Genomic DNA, 17068 nt, shown 5'->3' with positions numbered 1-17068 from the left:
ATATCCGCCCATGGCTGAGACCTTCGATGCGGACGTGATCATCGCCGGCGCCGGAATGGCGGGGGCGACCTTGGCGCTGGCCCTGAAGAGCGCGGGGCTGGAGCCGCTGCTGATCGATCCGGTGGTGTTCGACGATCAGGTGGCGCCGACCTTCGACGGTCGCGCCTCGGCCATCGCCTTCGCCTCGTTCCGCCAGTGGCGGACCCTGGGCCTGGCCGCCGAGATCGAGCCCTACGCCCAGCGCATCGAACAGATCCTGGTCACCGACGGCTTCTCGCCGGGGGCGGCGGCGCGGGCGCCGACGCCGTTCTACCTGCGCTTCGATTCCGCCGAGATCGCCGACCGCTCGGACGGCGAGCCGCTCGGCTACATGCTGGAGAACCGGCGCACCCGCGCGGCCCTGGCGGTCGGGGTCGGGCGGGCCGCGATCCGGGTCGAGGCGCCGGCCAGGGTCGCGGGCGTCGAGCTCGGCGCCAGCGGGGCCAGCGTCACCCTGGAGGACGGCCGGACCCTGCGTGCGCCGCTGGTGGTCGGGGCCGAGGGCCGCGGCTCGGTGGTGCGCAAGGCGGCTGGCGTCGGCGTCACCGGCTGGGACTATCCGCAGACCGGCGTCGTCGCCACGGTGCGGCTGGCCCGCGGCCACGAGGGCGTGGCCCATGAATACTTCCTGCCCGGCGGGCCGTTCGCGATCCTGCCGCTGACCGAGGACCGCGCCAGCCTGGTCTGGACCGAGAGCCGGGCGAGGGCCGCGGCGCTGAAGGCGGCTTCGCCGCAGGCGTTCCACGCCCATCTGCAGCGCCGGTTCGGGGAGTTCCTGGGGGCCGCGACCCTCGACGGGCCTGTCTTCACCTATCCGCTGTCGCTGCAGCTGGCCGAGCGGATGACCGCGCCGCGGGCGGTGCTGCTGGGCGACGCCGCCCACGGCGTCCACCCGATCGCCGGCCAGGGGCTGAACCTTGGCCTGAAGGGCGCGGCGGCGCTGGCCCAGGTGCTGGTCGAGGCCGCGCGGCTGGGCGAGGACATCGGCTCGGAGCTGGTGCTGGAGCGCTACGCCCGCTGGCGCAGCTTCGACACCGTGATGCTGGCGGCGGCCACCGACGTGTTCACGCGGCTGTTCTCGAACGACAACCCGGTGCTGCGGCTGGCGCGCGGGGTCGGCATGGCGGCGGTCAACCGCATCGGCCCGGCGCGGCGGTTCTTCATGGAAGACGCCGGCGGCGCGACCGGCGACCTGCCGCGGCTCCTGCGGGGCGAGGCGCTGTAGTCGGGTCCCCGCCTTCGCGGGGATGGGCGGCGGTTGCTTCAGTCGATCGTCCGCGCCTCTTCCGGCAGCATGATCGGCACGCCGTCGCGGATCGGATAGGCGAGCTTGGCGCCCTGGCTGACCAGCTCGCCGGCCTCGCGGTCATAGACCAGCGGCCCGTGGGTGACCGGGCAGACGAGAATTTCCAGCAGCCGCGGATCGACGTCGGCGGTCAGGGCGAGCGGGGCGAGGGCGTCGGACATGGCGCGCTTCTACTGGATCGACTGCGGGCCGTCATCGTCCGCTTCGAGACTGTCGATCTCGAGCAGGGCGGTCAGGGCTTCGCAGCGGTCGGCGACGGTCGGGGCTTCGAGCAGCGCCTGCTTCTCGGCCGGCTCGAACGGCAGTCCCATCGCCAGCGAGGTCACCAGGCTTTCCAGCGGCGCGGTCTCGGCGGTCTCCCAGTCGATGTCGAGTTCGCGGCGGTTCAGGTAGCGCTTGAGCGCGCCGGCGAAGCGGCGGCGGTCGAAGGCGGGAATGTCCGCGGCTTCGACGCTGAGGTCCTCAGCGTAGGACTCGAACTCGGCCCGCACCTGGCGATAGGGGGTGGCCACCGACAGCTCCTCGCGCACCAGGAAGCGGCAGACGCCGGTCAGGGTGATCAGGTAGCGGCCGTCGGAGGTCTCCGAAAAGCTCGTGATCCGTCCGCAGCAGCCGACGCTGGCCAGGTTCGGCCGGGTCCGGTCGCCGCCGGAGCGCGTCTGGACCATGCCGATCATCCGGTCGCCGGCCATAACGTCGTCGATCATGTTCAGGTAGCGCGGCTCGAAGATCTGCAGCGGCAGGTCGCCGCCAGGCAGCAGCAGAGCCCCGTCCAGCGGGAACACCGGGATCACCTGGGGGAGGTCTGAAGCTCTGCGAAATGCGGCGGCCGGCATGAGGCGGCCCTTCCTCATGAGAACAGGATGGATGAAAGCCGGCGGCGGCCGGCGCGGGTGATGTCGGAGCCGGAACCGGCGGCCTCGAAGATGGTCAGCAGCTGCTTGCGCGCGGCCTCGTCGTTCCAGGCGCGGTCGGCGGCGATGATGGTCAGCAGGTGATCGGAGGCCTCGGCCCAGGCCCCGCGGGCGGCCAGGGCCTTGGCGATCTCGTAGCGGGCCTCGTGGTCGTTTGCGTCCTTGGCCAGGCGTTGTTCGAACTCGCCGGTTTCGCTCGGGCCCTCTTCGGCGAGCGCCAGGGCGGCGCGCACGCTGTCGAGGTCGGCGTCCTTGGCGTCGTCCGGGGCCATGGCGGCGACCTCGGCCGCCCGCTCCGCGTCGCCGCCGGTAAGGTAGCAGCGGGCCAGGCCGCCGATGGCCTTCACATTGTCGGGCTCGGCCTGCAGCACCTGGGCGTAGGCCTGGGCCGCGCCGCCGATGTCGCCGACCTCCAGGCTCTCCTTGGCCATGGCCAGCAGCTCGTCGACGGCGTTGGCCGGGGCCTGGCCGGCGATGCGGTCGACGAACTGCTTCACCTGGCTGTCGGGCAGGGCGCCCATGAAGCCGTCGACCGGGCGGCCGCCGACGAAGGCGAACACCGCCGGAATCGACTGCACGCGCAGCTGGCCGGCGAACTGCGGGTTAGCGTCGATGTCGATCTTGACCAGCTTGACCTTGCCCTTGGCGGCCAGGACGTTCTTCTCGATCGACGGGCCGAGCTGGCGGCACGGGCCGCACCAGGTCGCCCAGAAGTCGACGATGACCGGGGTCTCCTTCGACGCCTCGATGACGTCGGCCACGAAGCTGGCGTCGGTGCCGTCCTTGATCAGGTCGCCGGCGGCGGCTTGGGGCTGGGTCTCGCCGATCAGGCTCATGAGGGTCTTCCAAACGGGGGTTATCGGGACGTAACGCGTCCGGGCGCTAAAATGGTCCCTTAGAGCCTTCGCTTCAACGGGGCTTTAGGCGTCCTCGACCACGGCCATGGCTGCGAAGTCGACCACCATGGGCGCGATCCCCAGCGCCTGCAGGAAGCGGGCGAACCCGGCCTGGGACACGCCGGTGGTGGCGGTGTTGGTCAGCGGGTGGAAATTCACCCGTTCGGCCCGCGCCAGGCGGGCGTCGAGCACGAAGGTCGCCTGGCGCTCGAGGTCGTTGATCAGGGCGAAGGCGGTGACCGAGCCGGGGGTGACGCCCAGCACCTGCTCCATCAGTTCGGCCGAGCCGAACGACAGCCGCGCCGAGCCGATCACCGTGTGCAGCCGCTTGAGGTCGATCTGGGTGTCGTCCTGGGCCGAGATCAGCCACAGGCGGCCCTTGGCGTCCTTCAGGAACAGGTTCTTGGTGTGGGCGCCGGGGATGTCGTCCTTGATCCCCTCGCCCTCGCCGACCCGGAACACGGCCGCATGGTCGGTGGTGTCGTGATCGACGCCGTGCGCGTCGAAGAAGGCGATGAGGTCTGACCGGGTCTTCATGGCGCCTGCTTAGCGCATGGCTGCTGTTGGCCGCTAGCGGCGGGCCCGTCCGGGGGCTAGAGCAGTCGCAAGGACAGAAAGCTGGAGGAGCCCATGGAGCTCGAGTGCTATCCCACCGCCGAGCGGCCGCCGGAAATCGTGCCGGGCCGGCCGCAGCGCGCCTGGATGGACCGCTTCGCCGAGCGCCACCCCTATCGCTGCCTGCCGCTGACCATGGCCAACACCACCGGCTGGGAGATCCTTTGCCCGATGGCGTTCACCGCCGAGTGGAACGGCGGGGTGATGCAGGATGACATCAAGCTCTTCCCGGACCGGCCGCACCCGGATTTCCACAACTTCGTGAAGAGCCACTTCAGCCATGGGGTGATGACCTTCCACCCCGGCTACCTGTTCAAGACCCCGCCCGGCTGGTCGATGATCGCCCAGGGGCCGCCCAACCACATCAAGGACGGGATCCAGCCGCTGGCAGGCCTGGTCGAGACCGAATGGCTGCCGTTCCCGTTCACGATGAACTGGATGTTCACCCGCCCCGGCCAGGTGCGGTTCGAAAAGGGCGAGCCGTTCTGCTTCATCACCCTGACCAAGGACCGCGAACTCGCCGAGTTTCAGCCGGTGATCCGGGGCATGGATCGCAATCCCGAGCTGCGCGAGCAGTACGACACCTGGGAGAAGCACCGCAGCGAGTTCAACAAGCGGATTTTCCGCGCCGACCCCGACGCCACCAAGGAAGCCTGGCAGCGCTACTACTTCCGCGGCGAGTTCCCCGAGGAGACCGGCGAGGCCCCCAAGGACCACGTCAACAAGCGCCGTTTGAAGGGTCCGAAATTCGGTTGAGAAAAAAACGGCTGATGGTGTTGCCAACGTGCGGGCGCTCTGCCATAAGCCCGCTCTCGATTTTCGGGCGGCACGGAACACCAAGTCGCTTCGGAGTGCGGGCGTAGCTCAGTGGTAGAGCACAACCTTGCCAAGGTTGGGGTCGAGAGTTCGAATCTCTTCGCCCGCTCCAATCGGAAATCGGACCAAGCAGGGGTCGCCTTCGGGCGGCCCTTTTGCGTTTTGGCCAGGTCTTTGGCCGCGACCCGAGTTGCGCGGCCGGCGGGCCCTGAGCTATAGGTCGCGGCGATGACCCTGGCTCTCGACCTTGCCGGCCTGACGAACGCGCGCACCGCTGCGCGCGCGGCCGCCTGCGCGTCGAAAACCACCATGATGATTATTATTACCCCCACCATTGGGACGGGGCGGACGCGCGCGCTTTAGACAAGCCGACGGATCGCAAGATCAGGAACCCCGCTCCCGAACAGGCAGCGGGGTTTTTTGTTGCGCGCTCCGTCGGTCCTTCATTCTCGAAAGGACTGACTGCAATGGACCACTCCACCCTCTCATCCGATCCCGCCAGCGCGGGGCTGGCGGCCCGCCGGTTCGCCGCCGCGCTGGCCCACGAAGCCCTGCTGGAGCAGACCGCCCGCCTGGAGGCGACGCTGACCGGCGGCCTCGAAGCGCTGCTCGCCGTCGAGCAGGCGCTGGACCTGGCCTGGCCGAGCGCCGCGCCGGCCTGCGAGCTGATCTGGGCGACCGAGGCCGCGCCCGAGGCGCTGCGCCTGCGCGCCTTCGACGGGGCCGGGCGGCTGCTGCTGGCCAAGGTCTATCCCGACCAGGCGCTCAAACATGGCTGAGCGGCGGACCTTCCTGATCGAAGCGCGCCCGGAGGCGGACATCGTCCTGCGGGTGTTGGCCCCGTTCGCGGTCCAGGGCGCGCAGATTCTCAGCCTGGCCGCCGAACAGGGCGCAGGGGCGACCTCGATCCGGCTGGAGGCGGGCGGCATCGGCGCCGAGGCCGCCGGGCTGCTCGTCGAACGGTTGCGGGCCATGCCGGCGGTCACCACCGTCGGGCTGGGCTGGCGCGCGGGAGCCTGACTTTATTTGGTCTGGTGAGCCGTTTATTTACCCTGCCCGCCTAGAACGCGCGCCTCTTTCAGCCGCCGGGGCGTGGTTTATAGTGTTCAAAGTGTTAAGTTGCCTGGCGACAGAACATGATCTGCGCCTGGTTGTTGTCGCGGGGCTTGTGTGCTTCGGCGGTTGCTTCACGGCCTTCCGTCTATACTCAAGGATGCGAACCGCGTCGGGACACGGTGTGCGTGCGGCCTGGGTCCTGCTTACCGGCCTGGTCGCCGGCTGCTCGGTCTGGGCGACGCACTTCATCGCCATGCTGTCCTACGAGACCGGGCTGCGCTCGGGCTTCCTGCCGCTGGGCACGCTGGCCTCGCTGCTGATCGCTGGGGTGTTCATGGCCGCGGCGTTCGCGGCGTCGGCCTTCGCGCCCGGGCGGGCCGGCAAGATCGCCGGCGGCGTGCTCGCCGGCCTCGGGGTCGGGGCGATGCACTACACCGGCATGAACGCCTATGTGACCGAGGGCGTGCTGGCCTGGGACCTGGCGATTGTCGCCGGGTCGGTGGTGGCCGGGATCGCCGGCGCGCTGGCGGCGATGTTCGCGGCCCGTGACGCCGCGCGGCTATCGCAACAGCTGCTGGCCGGCCTGCTGCTGACGCTCGCCATCTGCAGCCTGCACTTCGCCGGCATGGGCGCGATCACCGTCGTGCCCGATCCCACGGTCCACGTCCCGGCCCAGCTGCTGTCGTCGGTGATGATGACCCTGGCCGTGGCGCTGATCGTCAGCGTGATCATTCTCGGCGGCCTGGGCGCGGTGCTGATCGAGGGCGGGGCCAACGCCCAGGCCCTGGCCCGCATCCGCCGTCTGGCCGACGCCGCCTATGAGGGCATCGTCGTTGTGCAGGGCGACCGCATCCAGGACGCCAACGCCGCGTTCTGCGCGTTGGCCGGCGCGCCGCTGGCCGACCTGGCCGGCCGCCAGTTGACCGGCGAGCTGCTGATGTTCGACGACAACTCGTGCGTGGCCCACAACGCCCGCTGCGAAGGCGTGCTGCGCCCACGCGGCGGCGGCAAGGACATTCCCGTCGAGACCTTCGGCCGGATGCTCGAACGGCGCCGCGAAGCCGGCGAGGCGGGCGACGTCATGGTGCTGGCGGTGCGCGACCTGCGCGAGCGCCGCTCGGCCGAGGAGAAGATCCGCTACCTGGCCGAACACGACGGACTCACGGGCCTGGCCAACCGTAACATGATGCAGACCCGCCTGGCCCAGGCGCTGGAGCGGATCGAGCTCACGGGCGAGAGCCTGTCGGTAATCTGCATCGACCTCGACCACTTCAAGGAGGCCAATGACCTGCACGGCCACCTGGCCGGCGACGCCATCCTGACGCAGGTCGCCCGCCGCCTGCAGCAGGCCGTGGTCGCCCCGTCCTTCGCCGCGCGGCTGGGCGGGGACGAGTTTGTCGTGGTGCAGATCGGGGCGGACGACCAGCCGGCCGCCGCGGCCGAGCTCTGCGCCGAACTGCTCGAGGTGCTGAGCGCGTCCGTCCCCTATGCCGACCAGCAGCTGCAGGTCGGGGCCAGCCTCGGCGTCAGCCTCTATCCCGACGACGGGGAGAGCGGCGAGGCCCTGCTGGCCAACGCCGACATGGCGCTTTATCGCGCCAAGGAGGACGGCCGCGGGAGCTATCGGTTCTTCAAGCGCGAAATGGACGAGACCATCCGCGAGCGGCGGACGGTGGCGCGCGAGCTGCGCCAGGCGATCACCGCCGGTGAGCTGGTGCTGCACTATCAGCCGCTGGCCCGCGCTGAGGACGGCGAGATCTGCGGCTACGAGGCGCTGGTCCGCTGGCGTCACCCCCAGCGCGGCCTGGTCGCGCCGATCGACTTTATTCCCGTGGCCGAGGAGAGCGGCCTGATCCTGCCGCTCGGCGAGTGGGTGCTGCGCCGCGCCTGCGCCGACGCGGCCGCCTGGGACAAGCCGCTGCGCATCGCCGTCAACCTGTCGCCCGTGCAGCTGCACCAGGCGAACCTGCCGGCGCTGGTGCACGAGGTGCTGATGGAGACCGGCCTGGCGCCGCGCCGGCTGGAGCTGGAGATCACCGAGACGGCGCTGTTCAAGGACTATCAGCGGGCGCTCGACAACCTGCGCCGGTTGAAGGCGCTGGGCGTGCGCATCGCCATGGACGACTTCGGCACCGGCTTCTCGTCGCTCTCGACCCTGCAGTCGTTCCCATTCGACAAGATCAAGATCGACAAGAGCTTCGTAGAGAACATTCACCGCCACGACCGGGCGACGGCCATCGTCAAGGCCGTGCTGGGCCTGGGCCGCAGCCTGGACATCCCGGTCACCGCCGAGGGCGTCGAGACGCTCGAGCAGCTGGAGTTCCTGCGCGGCGAGGCCTGCGCCGAGGTCCAGGGTTATGCGATCGGCCGTCCGGCGCCGCTGACGGCGCTGGACGACTGGTCCGAGGCGCCGGCCCAGAAGGCCGGCTGAGGCCTACGGCGCGGGGCGCAGCACCCGCGGGCCGAGATTGCTCATCACCGCGCGGGCGTCGAAGGCCCCGGGGTTGTCGGCCGGCTTGGCGCCGCGGCGCATGACGATCTCGGCGCTGGCCTCGAACTTGGTCACGGTGCGGACGTCGACGCTGCTCGACCAGAAGGGGTCGCCCCAATAGGGGTCCCAGGTCCGCCAGCCGTACGGGCCGCCGTAGTAGCGCCAGGCCGGGCGCCAGTAGCCGTAGCTCGGCCCGTACCAGGGGCTGTAGAACGGATCGCGGTCGATATAGGTGCGGCGGTCGGCGTCGGTGTTGCGGTCGACGATCTCGAACCAGTCGTAGCCCTGCTGCACGGTCAGCTCGGCGGCCCGGTAAAGCAGGTAGCCCTCGACCGTCTCGCGCGAGGTCAGGCTGTTGCCGGAGAAGGTGACCCGGAAGCGGTCGGTCTCGACCTGCTGCTCCGAATAGCCGCCCTGGACCTTCTGGCCGGTGACGTTCGGCTGGTAGGGGGTGGCGGTCGTGCAGGCGCCGAGCAGGGCCGTGAGGGCCAGGCTGGCGACGATGGCGGCGGATTTACGTGACATGACTTCTCGGACCCGAATTTCCGCGTCCTTCGCGGACTGTGGCGCACTAGGGAAAAACACCTGGGCCTAATTATGGTTGCGCTTGTTAAGCTCCGCCAGTCTTGCGCGCCATCAATGCCGCCGCGGTCAGCAGCAGCAGACCGACGACCACGGCGAAGCCGCGGGCGAAGCGCGGCTCGGTCATCCTGGCGGCCAGAGCCGCGCCGCCCAGACCGTAGGCGCTCATCGCCAGGATATCGAGGGTCAGGGTCGCGCAGGCGAACGCCGCCAGTTGGGCCGGCAGCGGCCGCGCAGGGTCCAGGAACGGCGGCAGCACGGCGGTGAAGAACAGCACCGCCTTGGGATTGGCGATCTGCACCGTGAAACCGTCAAGATAGGCGGACTTGCCCTGCCTGAAGGCGTGACGAACCGGTTCGGCGTCGTGACGGAAGGCGCCCAGCAGCGATTTGACGCCCAGCCAGGCGATGTAGGCCGCTCCGGCGAAGGCCAGCAGGTGGAAGATCTGCGGGAAGGCGAGGATCAGCGCGCCGAGTCCGAGGGCCGCGGCGCAGAACCAGACCAGGGTGGCGGTGTTCATGCCGGCCACCCCGACCAGGGCCGCGGCCTTGCCCTTCTGGGCCCCGGTGGCGATGGCGAACAGGTTGGCCGGGCCGGGGGTCACGGCCATGACGGCCATCACCCCCAGGAAGGCGCCGTAGCGGGCGGGATCGACGGGCAGCTGCATGGGTCTATCGGCCGTGTTGAAACGCAGAAATGCTGAGTCCGCCCCGAGGTAATCCCCATTGCGCCTGTCGGAAAGCTCTGCGAGTTGCGACGCCTGAAACGGAGGGGCGATGGGTCCTGAATTCTGGCTTTACGCCGCGGTCGGCTTCGCCGCCCAGCTGGTCGACGGCGCGCTGGGCATGGCCTACGGCGTGGTCTCGACGACCGTGCTGCTGGCCAATGGCGTGCCTCCGGCCAGCGCCTCGGCCAGCGTCCACGCGGCCAAGGTGTTCACCGGCGCAGCCTCGGCCGCCTCGCACATCGCCCACCGCAACGTCGACTGGCGGCTGCTGGCGCTGCTTTCGCTGGGCGGGGTCGTGGGCGGGGTGGCCGGCACCTACCTGCTGACCTCGGTCGACGGCGAGCAGATCAAGCCGTTCGTGGTCGCCTGGCTCGGCCTGATGGGGCTGGTGATCCTCTACCGCGCCTGGAAGGGCGCGCGGCCCAAGCCGTTCTCCTGGAAGTCGCCGGCGCCGCTGGGGCTGGTGGGCGGATTCTTCGACGCCGTCGGCGGCGGGGGCTGGGGCCCGGTGGTCACCTCGACCCTGCTGGGCACGGGCGCCGACCCGCGCAAGGCGATCGGCACCACCAACGCCGCAGAGGCCTTCGTGGCCGCCGCGGTGTCGGCTGCGTTCCTCGCCGCCCTGGTGACGGGTCACTGGGAGACCGAGGGCCTGCGCGACCACCTCTGGTCGGTGCTGGGCCTGATCGGGGGCGGCGTGGCGGCCGCCCCGATCGCCGGCTGGATGACCAAGGTCATGCCGATCCGGGCGCTGACCTGGGTCGTGGGATATGTGGTCACCGGCCTGGCGATCTGGCAGGCGGTGGTGCTGTTCGGCTAGGCTCCGACGGTCGCCAGGGTCCAGATGATCCGCCCGGCGGCGCCGAACAGCAGGATGGCGGTGGCGGCCAGCTGAATGAGGAAGCCGGCCTCGCGCTTCTTCGGGTCGGCGACATAGCCCAGCGCGTAGACGATGCGGCCGACGATCCAGACCACGCCCAGCCCTGCGGCGATCAGGTCGTTCCAGTAGATCGCGAACAGCCACATGGCGGCCAGGAAGATCGGCAGCCACTCCAGGGTGTTGTAGTGGACGCGGATATGCCGCTCAAGGATCGGGTCGCCGGTCATGGCCGGCGCGGCGACGCCGCACTTGGCGCGGGCCTGGCCGACCCGCAGGCCCATCCAGAAATAGGTCAGAAGCGCGGCGACGGTGACCAGCGCCACATAGCTGTGCGGTTGCATGTTTCCCCCTGAATCGGCCGGTGAATGCGGCCGTTAGGGGGCGGAGCTTTGCACGGCTCAGCTGGGCGGGGAACACTTTCAGGCGTTCCGCGCGTTTACGGGTATCCACGGAAAATTGGAGGCCCCGCCATGCTGGTCGACTCCGAAGCGATCCGCGAGATTTCCTATGACGAGCATCGCGCCAAGTTGTTCGTGACGTTCCACGACGGCGACCGCTACGTCTATGTCGGCGTCCCCGGAGAGGTGCACCGAAGTTTCCTGGACGCGGACTCCAAAGGCCGGTTCTTCGCCTATGAGATCCGCGACCAGTACCCCTACAACAAAGTGGAAGCCTGACGGCTTACCCGTTGAGCGGCTGCTCCTCCCCTGAGAGGCAGGGAGGAAAGCAGCGTCAGCCCCGACGATCGCGCTTGGCGGCCACGCGCAGGCGCAGGGCGTTGAGCTTGATGAAGCCGGCGGCGTCGCGATGGTCGTACGCCACCTTGCCTTCCTCGAAGGTGACCAGGTCCTGGTCGTACAGCGAGTACGGGCTGGTGCGGCCGATGACCGTGACGTTGCCCTTGTAGAGCTTCACGCGGACCTGGCCGGTGACGTTCTTCTGGCTGTAGTCGATCGCGGTCTGCAGCATCTCGCGCTCGGGCGCGAACCAGAAGCCGTTGTAGATGAGCGATGCATACTTCGGCATCAGCTCGTCCTTCAGGTGCATCGAGCCGCGGTCGAGGGTGATGCTCTCGATGCCGCGGTGGGCGGCCAGCAGGATGGTCCCGCCCGGAGTCTCGTAGACGCCGCGCGACTTCATGCCGACGAAGCGGTTTTCGACCAGGTCGAGGCGGCCGACGCCGTTGTCGTGACCCAGCTGGTTCAGCTTGGTCAGCAGGGTGGCCGGGCTCATCTTCACGCCGTCGATGGCGACGGGGTCGCCGTTCTCGAAGTCCATCGTGAAGACGGTCGGCTCGTTCGGCGCGTCCTCGGGGGCGATGGTGCGCATGTGCACGAACTCGGGGGCCTCGACCGCCGGGTCTTCGAGCACCTTACCCTCGGACGAGGAGTGCAGCAGGTTGGCGTCGACGCTGAACGGGGCCTCGCCGCGCTTGTCCTTGGTGATCTGGATCTGGTGCTTCTCGGCGAAGTCCAGCAGCGCCTCGCGGGACTTGAAGTCCCATTCGCGCCAGGGGGCGATCACGTGGATGTCGGGCTCCAGCGCGTAGTAGCCGAGCTCGAAGCGGACCTGGTCGTTGCCCTTGCCGGTGGCGCCATGGCTGACCGCGTCGGCGCCGGTCTGGCGGGCGATCTCGATCTGGCGCTTGGCGATCAGCGGCCGGGCGATCGAGGTGCCGAGCAGGTACTGGCCCTCATAAACGGTGTTGGCGCGGAACATCGGGAACACGAAGTCGCGCACGAATTCCTCGCGCAGGTCCTCGATGAAGACGTTCTCGGGCTTCACGCCGGCGGCGATGGCCTTGGCGCGGGCGGGTTCGATCTCCTCGCCCTGGCCGAGGTCGGCGGTGAAGGTCACGACCTCCGCCCCGTACTCGGTCTGCAGCCACTTCAGGATGATCGAGGTGTCGAGCCCGCCCGAGTAGGCGAGGACGACTTTCTTGATGGAGGACTTCGTGCTCATGGACGGCACCCTAGGCCAAGATCAAAACAATTGGATTGCAAATACGCCAACAATCGTCGCGATATTGGCGCCAGATTTCACGACAGCCACTTGGAAGGGCGCCTGGCGCCATGAAACTCGACGCCATCGATCGCCGCATCCTGCGCGCCCTGCAGCGCGACGGCCGGATGCAGAATATCGAACTCGCCAAGGAGGTGGGACTCTCTCCGTCGCCCTGTCTACGTCGGGTTCGGCTGCTGGAGGAGGCCGGCGTCATCGAGCGCTATGTGGCGGTGGTCGACGGGGCGAAGGTCGGGGTGGGGCTGACAGTGTTCGCGCGGGTCTGGTTCAAGACCCAGGACGCGGCGATGACCCACCAGTTCGCCGAGGCGGTGCGGCGCTTCCCCGAGGTGGTCGAGTGCTATCTGACGACCGGAGAGTGCGACGCCCTGCTGCGCATCGTCACCGCCGATCTGAACAGCTACTGGCGCTTCCAGGCCGACCACCTGACGCGGATCCCCAGCGTGCAGAGCGTGAAGACCGACGTGCCGATGGAGACCGTCAAGCGCAGCTACGAGATCCCGCTGTCCTGAACGCTCAGGACTTCAGCGCGCCTTCGCCGTCCAGCGTGGTCAGCGCGCCCTTCAGCCATTGCAGGTGCAGCATGGCGACGATCGCGGCGAGGGTCGCGCGCAGGCCGAAGAAGATGACGTTGTACGACGGGTCGCTGGTGCTGCGGTGACCCCAGAGCAGGGCTACGCCCAGCGCGAAGGCCAGGGCCACGGGGGTGATCAGCGCCAGGTTCCGCGGCAGCCGCCAAGTCCCGATCATCGGCACCATCACGCCGGAGTCCATCCGCCGCCAGGCCACCCGCGCGGCGCCGGCCATGATCGACAGGGCGATGATCCACAGCGTGTCGGCGGCGATACTCAGCACATTCATCAGACGCTCACCTGGGTGCCCAGCTCGACGACGCGGCCTGGCGGAATCTTGTAGAAGTCGGTCGGGTTGGCCGCATTTTTCATGAGGAAAATGAAGATCTTGTCCTGCCAGAGCGGCATGCCCGACTGGGCCGAGGGGATGATCGAGCGGCGTCCGAGGAAGAAGCTGGTGGCCATGATGTCGAACTTCAGGCCGAGCTTGCGGCAGAGCCCCAGCGCCTTGGGCAGGTTGGGGCTCTCCATGAAGCCGTAGGAGATGAAGACCTTCTTGAAGTCGTCATTGACCGGCTCGATGCGGATGCGGTCGTCTTCACGCACCCGCGGGGTCTCGGTGGTGACCACGGTCAGGATGATGTTTTTCTCGTGCAGAACCTTGTTGTGCTTGAGGTTGTGCATGAGCGCGACCGGCGCGATGTCCGGGTCCGAGGTCAGGAAGATCGCGGTCCCGGGCGCGCGGTGCGGGGCCCGGGCCTTGAGGATCTCGGACAGCTCGACCAGCGGCACGGAATCGCGCCGCGTCTTGTCCGAGAGGATCTGGGCGCCGCGGGTCCAGGTCCACATGATCAGCACCAGGAAGCCGCCCATCACCAGCGGCATCCAGGCCCCGTCCGGGATCTTCAGCAGGTTCGAGCCGATGAACACCAGGTCGATCACCCCGAAGGCGCCGGCGCCGAGCGCGGCCTGCCAGACCGGCCGCTTCCACATGTGCCGGATGATCACGAAGAACAGCAGGGTGTCGACGAACATCGCCCCGGTCACCGCGATGCCGTAGGCGGCGGCCAGGGACGAGGAGTTCTGGAAGGTGAACAGCAGCACCAGCACGCCGATCATCAGATAGGTGTTCACCTGCGGCACGTAGATCTGGCCGGCCTGGGTCTCGGAGGTGCGGCGGATGTCGATGCGCGGCAGCAGGCCGAGCTGCACGGCCTGCTGGGTCATCGAAAACGCGCCGGTGATCACCGCCTGGCTGGCGATGACGGTGGCGGCCGTCGCCAGGATCAGGACCGGCCAGTAGGCCAGCTCCGGCACCATCTCCCAGAAGGGATTGAAGCGCGCGTCGGGGTGAGCGAGCACATTGGCGCCCTGGCCCAGATAGTTCAGCGCCAGGCAGGGCAGCACGAACCACAGCCAGGAGGCCTGGATCGGACCCTTTCCGAAGTGACCCATGTCGGCGTAGAGCGCCTCGGCGCCCGTCACGGCCAGGAACACGCTGCCGAGGATGACGAAGCCAACCCAGCCGTTGTTGATCAGGAACGTGACCCCGTAGTGGGGCAGGAAGGCCCGGACGATCGTCCAATCGTCGAAGATGTGATAGACGCCCATGCCGCCGAGCACGAGGAACCATAGCGCCGTGATCGGGCCGAAGAAGGCCGCCACGCGATGGGTGCCGCGGGCCTGGACCATGAACAGGGCGACCAGCACCCCGGCGGCGATCGGAACGAGATAGGGCTCAATGCCGCGGCCGATGCCGGGCGCGTCCTTCAGGCCCTCGACCGCCGAGAGCACCGAGATCGCAGGGGTGATGATGCCGTCGCCGTAGAACAGCGCCGCGCCGATCACGCCGAGGAAGAACACCCAGGCCGAGCGCTTGGGCAGGTGCCGCTGGGCCAGCGCCATCAGCGCCAGGGTGCCCCCTTCGCCCTTGTTGTCGGCCCGCATCAGGAAGACGACGTACTTGATGGTCACGATCAGGATGAGCGCCCAGATCACCAGCGACACGACGCCTAGCACCGCCAGCTCGCTGGCCCCGCCGGAGCGCGAGTGGTGCAGCGCTTCCTTCATCGCGTAGAGCGGGCTGGTGCCGATGTCGCCGAACACCACGCCGATCGCGCCCAACGCCAGGGCGGCGAAGCTGTCCCGCTTGTGAGAATGAGATTCCTCGGTCGCTTCTTGAGCGACGGCGGCTGAGTCAGCCATTCAAGGTCTCCGGGAACCCATGCGGCTCCCAAGCGCGGCCCGATGCCGCAAAGCGGGCGCGATTACACCCAATCTGGCCAGCGTACAATCGCGACGTGGCCGCGTCACGCCGCCGGCGCCCTGCGAAGGCCCGTGCGGCTTGACCTTGTCCGTGCTTTCGCCACCTTCGGCCTGTTCGGGACGCAAGGGGCGCAGATGGACCGCAGATTGGCGTTGGTGACCGGCGGCTCGGCCGGGATCGGGGCGGCGTTCGCCAAGATCTACGCCAGCCACGGCTATGACGTGGCCCTGACCGCCCGCCGCGCCGACCGGCTGGAGCGGCTGGCCGAGGAGATCCGCCTGGGCCATGGGGTCGAGACCCTGACCTTCGCCGCCGACCTGGCCGACCCCGACGCGCCGCGGATGATCCTCGAGCACCTGGCCGCCCACGGCCGGTCGGTCGACGTGCTGGTCAACAACGCCGGCTACGGCGTGCCCGGAGCCTTCCTCGAATCTTCCTGGGAAACCCACGAGGCCTTCCTTCGGGTGATGCTGACCGCCCCGACCGAGCTGGCCTACCGGGTGCTGGGCGGCATGGTCGAGCGCCGGTTCGGGCGCGTCGTCAACGTCGCCTCGCTGGCTGGGCTGATCCCCGGCTCGCCGGGCGCGACGCTCTACGGCGCGGTGAAGAGCTATCTGATCAAGGCCTCGCAGAGCCTGCACCTGGAGACCCTGGACAAGGGCGTGCACGTCACCGCCCTGTGCCCGGGCTTCACCTATTCGGAGTTCCACGACGTCAACGACACCCGCGAGCAGATCAGCCGCAGCGCCCCGCCGTGGATGTGGCTGGGGGCCGACGAGGTCGCCGCCGCCGGCTACGAGGCGGCCGAGGCGAACCGGCCGATCTGCGTGCCGGGGGCGCCGAACAAGGCCATCGCCGCGGGGGTGAAGCTGCTGCCCGACGAATGGGCGCTGGCGCTGATGGCCTCGCAGGGGCCGCGCTTCCGCGGCAAGCTCTGAGGTCTATCGGCAGGGCGCGCGGCGAACGTGCCGCTAGGGGCGGTTATCGCCGATAGAGACGCCGAATGGCTGACGATAGGCCGCCGATAGGGGATCTATCGGCAGGTTTTGGCCGCGAGGCTGCAGGAAGCTGACGCTAGCTAAGCGTCGTCCCGGTCTTGCGTCGCAAACCGGGATGACACCCTTGGCTTATTTCGCGTAGGGCGCGGCGGCTTCGCGCAGGATGACCCCGGCGGTGGACTCGGCGATGCCGGCCAGGATGAACTGCACGGCCAGCGCGCAGAGGATCAGGCCCAGCACCCGCACGACGATGGTCAGGCCGATCCGCCCGAGCAGCCGGCTGATCAGCGGCGTCGCCCAGAAGATCAGCATGGTGACCAGCGACAGGGCGGCGATCACCGCCACCCCGACCGCCGCGCCGCCCAGCCCGAATTGTTTGGCCTCGCTGGCGTAGATTACGACGGTCGAAATCGCGCCCGGCCCGATCAGCAGCGGCATGGCGAACGGGACGATCATCCGCTCGAAGCGGCGGCGGGCGTGGGCGCGGCCCTCGCCGACCGGCGCGTCCTCGTCGGCGGCGCCGGCGAAGGCGGCGGTGAAGTCGTCGCGCGCCATCTCCAGGCCGAGCAGAAACAGGATCACCCCGCCGGCGATACGGAAGGCCGGGAGCGAGATGCCGAAGAACTCGAGCAGCGACAGGCCCGAGAAGTAGAAGAAGGTCAGGAAGCCGAGCACGAACAGGGCGATGTAGACCGAGATCAGCCGCGCATCCTTGGACTTCACCCCGTTGGTCGCCGCGGCGAACAGCGGGACGTTGCCGATCGGATCGATCAGCGCGAACAGGGCGACGAAGAAGTTGACGGCGAAGTCCCACTGGCTCATGCAGACGTCTTAGCCCAATTCGCCACGCCCGCCGACCGCCCGCAGCGGAAGCGCGCGCCTGCCTGA

Annotated in this window: 21 protein-coding genes and 1 tRNA gene; 11 read left to right on the top strand and 11 right to left on the bottom strand. The window is 68.9% G+C overall.

Annotated elements, in window-relative coordinates; translation table 11 throughout:
* Positions 1-10 precede the first annotated feature (10 nt).
* Entirely contained in the window at positions 11-1264 is a 1254-nt protein-coding gene (locus OUA97_RS06090) for a UbiH/UbiF/VisC/COQ6 family ubiquinone biosynthesis hydroxylase (protein ID WP_267230929.1), read from the top strand.
* A 38-nt stretch (positions 1265-1302) separates the two neighbouring features.
* Here the strand turns inward: OUA97_RS06090 and OUA97_RS06085 are convergent, their stop codons facing one another.
* The 4 genes from OUA97_RS06085 to OUA97_RS06070 all read right to left on the bottom strand — a co-directional run bounded on the left by OUA97_RS06085 (position 1303) and on the right by OUA97_RS06070 (position 3692).
* On the bottom strand, positions 1303-1506 hold the full coding sequence (locus tag OUA97_RS06085; RefSeq protein ID WP_267230928.1) for a Trm112 family protein: 204 nt from the start codon (positions 1504-1506) through the stop codon (positions 1303-1305).
* Between the two features lie 9 nt (positions 1507-1515).
* The gene (locus OUA97_RS06080; RefSeq protein WP_267230927.1) at positions 1516-2181 is read right to left on the bottom strand and encodes an LON peptidase substrate-binding domain-containing protein; all 666 of its coding nucleotides are present in this window, start codon (positions 2179-2181) and stop codon (positions 1516-1518) included.
* Positions 2182-2195: 14 nt separating this feature from the next.
* Positions 2196-3095 carry a thioredoxin family protein gene (locus OUA97_RS06075; protein ID WP_267230926.1) on the bottom strand — a complete coding sequence of 300 codons (900 nt, stop codon included), beginning with the start codon at positions 3093-3095 and terminating at the stop codon, positions 2196-2198.
* An 84-nt stretch (positions 3096-3179) separates the two neighbouring features.
* Positions 3180-3692 (bottom strand): prolyl-tRNA synthetase associated domain-containing protein, encoded by a 513-nt coding sequence (locus OUA97_RS06070; RefSeq protein WP_267230925.1) that lies wholly within the window; start codon positions 3690-3692, stop codon positions 3180-3182.
* Between the two features lie 93 nt (positions 3693-3785).
* On the opposite strand from OUA97_RS06070, the gene OUA97_RS06065 reads away from it, so the two are divergent.
* The 6 genes from OUA97_RS06065 to OUA97_RS06040 all read left to right on the top strand — a co-directional run bounded on the left by OUA97_RS06065 (position 3786) and on the right by OUA97_RS06040 (position 8073).
* Complete coding sequence (locus OUA97_RS06065) at positions 3786-4526, top strand: DUF6065 family protein (RefSeq protein WP_267230924.1); 741 nt, start codon at positions 3786-3788, stop codon at positions 4524-4526.
* 97 nt (positions 4527-4623) lie between these two features.
* Positions 4624-4698: transfer RNA gene (locus OUA97_RS06060), tRNA-Gly, on the top strand.
* Between the two features lie 116 nt (positions 4699-4814).
* A complete protein-coding gene (locus OUA97_RS06055) occupies positions 4815-4949 on the top strand; it encodes a hypothetical protein (RefSeq protein ID WP_267230923.1) in 135 nt (44 codons plus the stop codon).
* A gap of 104 nt (positions 4950-5053) precedes the next feature.
* Positions 5054-5365, top strand: a complete 312-nt coding sequence (locus OUA97_RS06050; RefSeq protein ID WP_267230922.1) for a hypothetical protein — start codon at positions 5054-5056, stop codon at positions 5363-5365.
* Positions 5358-5606 (top strand): hypothetical protein, encoded by a 249-nt coding sequence (locus OUA97_RS06045; RefSeq protein WP_267230921.1) that lies wholly within the window; start codon positions 5358-5360, stop codon positions 5604-5606. The genes OUA97_RS06050 and OUA97_RS06045 overlap by 8 nt, the downstream gene beginning before the upstream one ends.
* 82 nt (positions 5607-5688) lie before the next feature.
* Positions 5689-8073, top strand: coding sequence for an EAL domain-containing protein (locus OUA97_RS06040; protein WP_323690529.1), 2385 nt, complete (start codon positions 5689-5691; stop codon positions 8071-8073).
* 3 nt (positions 8074-8076) lie between these two features.
* Here OUA97_RS06040 and OUA97_RS06035 read toward each other — a convergent pair whose 3' ends face one another.
* Positions 8077-8658, bottom strand: a complete 582-nt coding sequence (locus OUA97_RS06035; RefSeq protein WP_267230920.1) for a CC0125/CC1285 family lipoprotein — start codon at positions 8656-8658, stop codon at positions 8077-8079.
* An 85-nt stretch (positions 8659-8743) separates the two neighbouring features.
* Positions 8744-9382 carry a LysE family translocator gene (locus OUA97_RS06030; protein ID WP_267230919.1) on the bottom strand — a complete coding sequence of 213 codons (639 nt, stop codon included), beginning with the start codon at positions 9380-9382 and terminating at the stop codon, positions 8744-8746.
* Positions 9383-9491: 109 nt separating this feature from the next.
* On the opposite strand from OUA97_RS06030, the gene OUA97_RS06025 reads away from it, so the two are divergent.
* On the top strand, positions 9492-10262 hold the full coding sequence (locus OUA97_RS06025; RefSeq protein ID WP_267230918.1) for a sulfite exporter TauE/SafE family protein: 771 nt from the start codon (positions 9492-9494) through the stop codon (positions 10260-10262).
* Here OUA97_RS06025 and OUA97_RS06020 read toward each other — a convergent pair.
* The gene (locus OUA97_RS06020) at positions 10259-10663 is read right to left on the bottom strand and encodes an MAPEG family protein (RefSeq protein WP_267230917.1); all 405 of its coding nucleotides are present in this window, start codon (positions 10661-10663) and stop codon (positions 10259-10261) included. The two genes, OUA97_RS06025 and OUA97_RS06020, sit on opposite strands and share 4 nt — an antisense overlap.
* Positions 10664-10792: 129 nt before the next feature.
* On the opposite strand from OUA97_RS06020, the gene OUA97_RS06015 reads away from it, so the two are divergent.
* Entirely contained in the window at positions 10793-10999 is a 207-nt protein-coding gene (locus tag OUA97_RS06015; protein ID WP_267230916.1) for a KTSC domain-containing protein, read from the top strand.
* Between the two features lie 55 nt (positions 11000-11054).
* Here OUA97_RS06015 and OUA97_RS06010 read toward each other — a convergent pair whose 3' ends face one another.
* A complete protein-coding gene (locus OUA97_RS06010; protein ID WP_267230915.1) occupies positions 11055-12284 on the bottom strand; it encodes an argininosuccinate synthase in 1230 nt (409 codons plus the stop codon).
* A 110-nt stretch (positions 12285-12394) separates the two neighbouring features.
* Here OUA97_RS06010 and OUA97_RS06005 point away from each other — a divergent pair, with 110 nt between their 5' ends.
* Positions 12395-12856 carry an Lrp/AsnC family transcriptional regulator gene (locus OUA97_RS06005; protein ID WP_267230914.1) on the top strand — a complete coding sequence of 154 codons (462 nt, stop codon included), beginning with the start codon at positions 12395-12397 and terminating at the stop codon, positions 12854-12856.
* A gap of 4 nt (positions 12857-12860) precedes the next feature.
* Here OUA97_RS06005 and OUA97_RS06000 read toward each other — a convergent pair whose 3' ends face one another.
* Positions 12861-13205: a hypothetical protein gene (locus tag OUA97_RS06000; RefSeq protein WP_267230913.1), complete on the bottom strand. Its 345-nt coding sequence runs from the start codon at positions 13203-13205 to the stop codon at positions 12861-12863.
* Positions 13205-15121, bottom strand: coding sequence for a potassium transporter Kup (locus OUA97_RS05995; RefSeq protein WP_267230912.1), 1917 nt, complete (start codon positions 15119-15121; stop codon positions 13205-13207). The genes OUA97_RS06000 and OUA97_RS05995 overlap by 1 nt, the downstream gene beginning before the upstream one ends.
* Positions 15122-15316: 195 nt before the next feature.
* Between OUA97_RS05995 and OUA97_RS05990 the strand changes: the two genes are divergently transcribed.
* On the top strand, positions 15317-16120 hold the full coding sequence (locus tag OUA97_RS05990) for an SDR family NAD(P)-dependent oxidoreductase (protein ID WP_267231006.1): 804 nt from the start codon (positions 15317-15319) through the stop codon (positions 16118-16120).
* A 189-nt stretch (positions 16121-16309) separates the two neighbouring features.
* On the opposite strand, the gene OUA97_RS05985 is transcribed toward OUA97_RS05990, so the two are convergent.
* Positions 16310-17002, bottom strand: a complete 693-nt coding sequence (locus OUA97_RS05985; protein ID WP_267230911.1) for a MarC family protein — start codon at positions 17000-17002, stop codon at positions 16310-16312.
* Between the last annotated feature and the right edge of the window lie 66 nt (positions 17003-17068).

The sequence above is a fragment of the Phenylobacterium sp. 58.2.17 genome (assembly GCF_026411515.1).
Classification (GTDB): Bacteria; Pseudomonadota; Alphaproteobacteria; order Caulobacterales; family Caulobacteraceae; genus Phenylobacterium.
This window is presented reverse-complemented; position numbering and strand designations above follow the sequence as displayed.